Source organism: Stieleria sp. (assembly GCF_041595215.1).
Lineage (GTDB): Bacteria > Planctomycetota > Planctomycetia > Pirellulales > Pirellulaceae > Stieleria > Stieleria magnilauensis.
Window position 1 is genome coordinate 1 of record NZ_JBFHKV010001021.1, and the last position, 3,085, is coordinate 3,085.

General features: G+C 58.8%; 3 protein-coding genes. All 3 read left to right on the forward strand.

The window, feature by feature from the left end:
* Window positions 1-268 precede the first annotated feature (268 nt).
* Window positions 269-1,282: a TauD/TfdA family dioxygenase gene (locus tag ABX749_RS27510; protein ID WP_372898850.1), complete on the forward strand. Its 1,014-nt coding sequence runs from the start codon at window positions 269-271 to the stop codon at window positions 1,280-1,282.
* 5 nt (window positions 1,283-1,287) lie between these two features.
* Window positions 1,288-2,634, forward strand: coding sequence for an MFS transporter (locus ABX749_RS27515; RefSeq protein WP_372898851.1), 1,347 nt, complete (start codon window positions 1,288-1,290; stop codon window positions 2,632-2,634).
* A partial coding sequence (locus ABX749_RS27520) for a TSUP family transporter (RefSeq protein WP_372898852.1) occupies window positions 2,634-3,085 on the forward strand: 452 nt, incomplete at its 3' end. The genes ABX749_RS27515 and ABX749_RS27520, both read left to right, overlap by 1 nt.

The window sequence follows — 3,085 nt, forward strand, 5'->3', positions numbered from 1 at the left end:
CCGTTTCGGATTGGCTGGGTAGGCGTACGCTGGTCGCGTACGCGAAGAGACGCAAGCTGGAAGCGTACGCCACAGCTGGTCGCGTGCGCGAAGAGACGCAAGCTGGAAGCGTACGCCACGGGTCGCAAGCTGGAAGCGTACGCCACGGGTCGCAAGCTGACGCCACGGTCACAGTGTAACACCGGCTGGTCGTCATCGGGTAAGCTGTTGATTCGTGCGGCTTGAATGCTGTCCCGCCCTCCCTCCTTCCTTCATTGCACCGGTATTCATGACTCCCCTTCAAGGTATGCGTGACGCTGCGGTTCCCGGTCAGCGAAACGAGAATGACTCGTTGTTTCCATTGGCGATGACCTGTGACGAAGGCGCGGTGACGCTGGATCAATTCATTGATTGGGTGTCCGAAAGTCGTGATGACTTGTTGGCGCTTTCCAGTCAGCACGGCGCGGTGGCGTTTCGCGGGTTTCCGACTCCGACGGTAAACGAGTTCGATGCCTTCATTCAGGCGCTCCATCTCGAAAATTTTCCGTATGCAAAGTCGCTGTCCAACGCAGTCCGCATCAACCGGACGCCGCGGGTGTTTTCCGCCAACGAAGCCCCGCCGGAGGTGAAGATTTTTTTTCACCACGAGATGGCGCAAACGCCGCTGTATCCCAAGTACATTCTGTTTTACTGTGAGATCGCGCCGGAATCCGGCGGTGCGACGCCGTTGTGCCGAAGCGATATTCTGTTTGCGAAACTGGCCGAGCAGTGTCCGGAGTTTGCGGCCAAGTGTGAATCGACCGGATTGCGTTACACCAACGTGATGCCTGGAGTTGACGACGCAAAATCTGGGATGGGACGAAGCTGGCACAGCACGCTGGGGGTGGAAACCAAGGCGGAAGCGGAGGCTCGACTCGGCGAGTTGGGTTACAGCTTTGAATGGTTGGCCGACGATTGCTTGAAAGCGACGACGCCGCAATTGCCTGCCGTCATGGAAGTTTCACCGGGGCAGAAAACGTTCTTCAATCAGTTGATCGCGGCCTATTGCGGTTGGAAGGATGAGCGCAACGACCCGTCGGACGCGATCCGGCATGGCGACGGTACCAAGCTCGATCCGGACGCCGTCAACGTGGCCGTTCAGCTTTCCGAAGAACTCACCTATGACCATCAGTGGCAGGCCGGAGACATCGTGTTGCTGGACAACACGGTGGCGATGCACGCGCGGCGTCCTTTCCAGGGAACTCGCAAGGTGTTGGCGTCATTGGCGGAAATGCGAACGCATGCCTTTGACGCAGTGGGTTAACCGAAATGGATGACGAAAAACGGAATCCCGAGGAGCCGTCGGTCGATCGTCCGGGCGAACCGGTTGTGTTGGACCCCGGCGAGAATTCAACGGGGCGCTGGTACGATGGAGTAACGCGTTACCAGTGGCTGATTCTGATCATCGCCTGCGCGGGTTGGGTCTTCGACGTTTATGAAGGCCAAATCTTTAACATCACTCGCAGCGACATGTTGCTGGAAGTGTTGGACGGTGACGAAGCGGCGGCCAAGACGTGGGGCGACAATTTTTTGGCCATCTTCCTAGCCGGTGGGACGATCGGCGGGCTGTTGTTCGGATCGCTGGCCGACCGATGGGGCAGACGCCCGATCATGATCGCGACGATCCTGATGTACTCCGTCTTTTCAGGATTGACCTATTTCGCCAACGACATTTACGTGATCGGAGTGTTGCGTTTTCTCGTCGCACTCGGGATCGGCGGTGAATGGGCGGTCGCGGCAAGCTTGGTGGCGGAGGTGTTTCCCAAGAAAGCACGCGCCCAGGCGGCGGGGATTTTTCATGCTTCCAGCATCTTGGGAACGTGGCTGGCAGCGCTGTCGGGGATTCTGGTCGGCAGCCACTGGCGCTATGCCTACCTGCTGGGGGTGCTGCCCGCGCTGCTGATCGTTTGGGTGCGGGCGAGCGTGAAAGAACCGGAGCGTTGGCAGGCGATTCGGAACAGTGAGGTCGGTCAAAAGTCCGGCAGTTTTCGTGATCTGCTGTTGAATCCGAAATGGAACGGTTTGGCGTTTCGTGGGATGTTGTTGGCCGCGGTCGGATTGGGAACGTTTTGGTCGGTGACGGTTGCGGGCCAGGATCTCGTCAGAGCGTTGTTGTTGTCGCTCGGCAGCGATCCCGAAGCCGCCGGGGCGAAGAGCAAGTTTGCCTATGGCATCGTGCAAGCGGCCGGCGGAGGTGCTGGCTTGCTGGCGTTTGGTCCGCTGTGCGCCCGTTTCGGCCGCAAGCCGACGTTTATCGCCTATCACATTTTGGCGTTGTTGATCGTGCCCGTTGTGTGTTTTCTGCCGCAAACGTACACACAGATGCTGTTCATCCTGCCCGTGTTCGGGTTCCTGACGTTGGGGATGCACTCGGGTTATGCGATCTATTTCCCCGAACTGTTTCCGACACACATTCGCGCGACCGGAGCGAGTTTCTGTTTTAACGGGGGACGTCTGTTGGCGGTCCCGGTGCTGTTCTTTTCCGGCTGGCTGAAAGGGCGTGAAGATATCTCGCTTCAGCACGCCGTCTGGTGGTTGTCGTCGTTGTTCTTGGTCGGCATCGTGGTGATGTTGACACTGCCGGAAACCAAGCAGCGAGACCTGGTCGAGAACTGATGTTTTCTGGCGACCTGACCGTTTTCTTGTACATCGGCGTGATCGCATTGGCGGCGGGATTTGTCCACAGCGCGATCGGGTTCGGATTCGGAATCGTCGCGGTGACACTGTTGCCGCTGGTCGTCGAAGTCCGCCAATCGCACGTGGTCATTTCAACGGCCAGTGTTCCGGTGTTGATGATGGCCGCGTGGGCGTATCGCGACGGGGCTGATTGGTCAGCGCTGTGGCGCGCGCTGGTCGGTGCGGCGATTTGCATGCCGTTGGGGTTGTTGGCGTTCGAATGGGTCTCGCCGGACTGGTTGATCCGGGGAACGGGGTTGGCGATTCTGGCGATGGTGGGGATCAGTTTTCGGAATCGGCGTCGGGCAAAGATGGACATGAAATCGAGCGGCGGATCGTCATGGTTTGCCGGCGCGTTGGGTGGTTTTTTGGCCGGTGCCGTCACGATCGC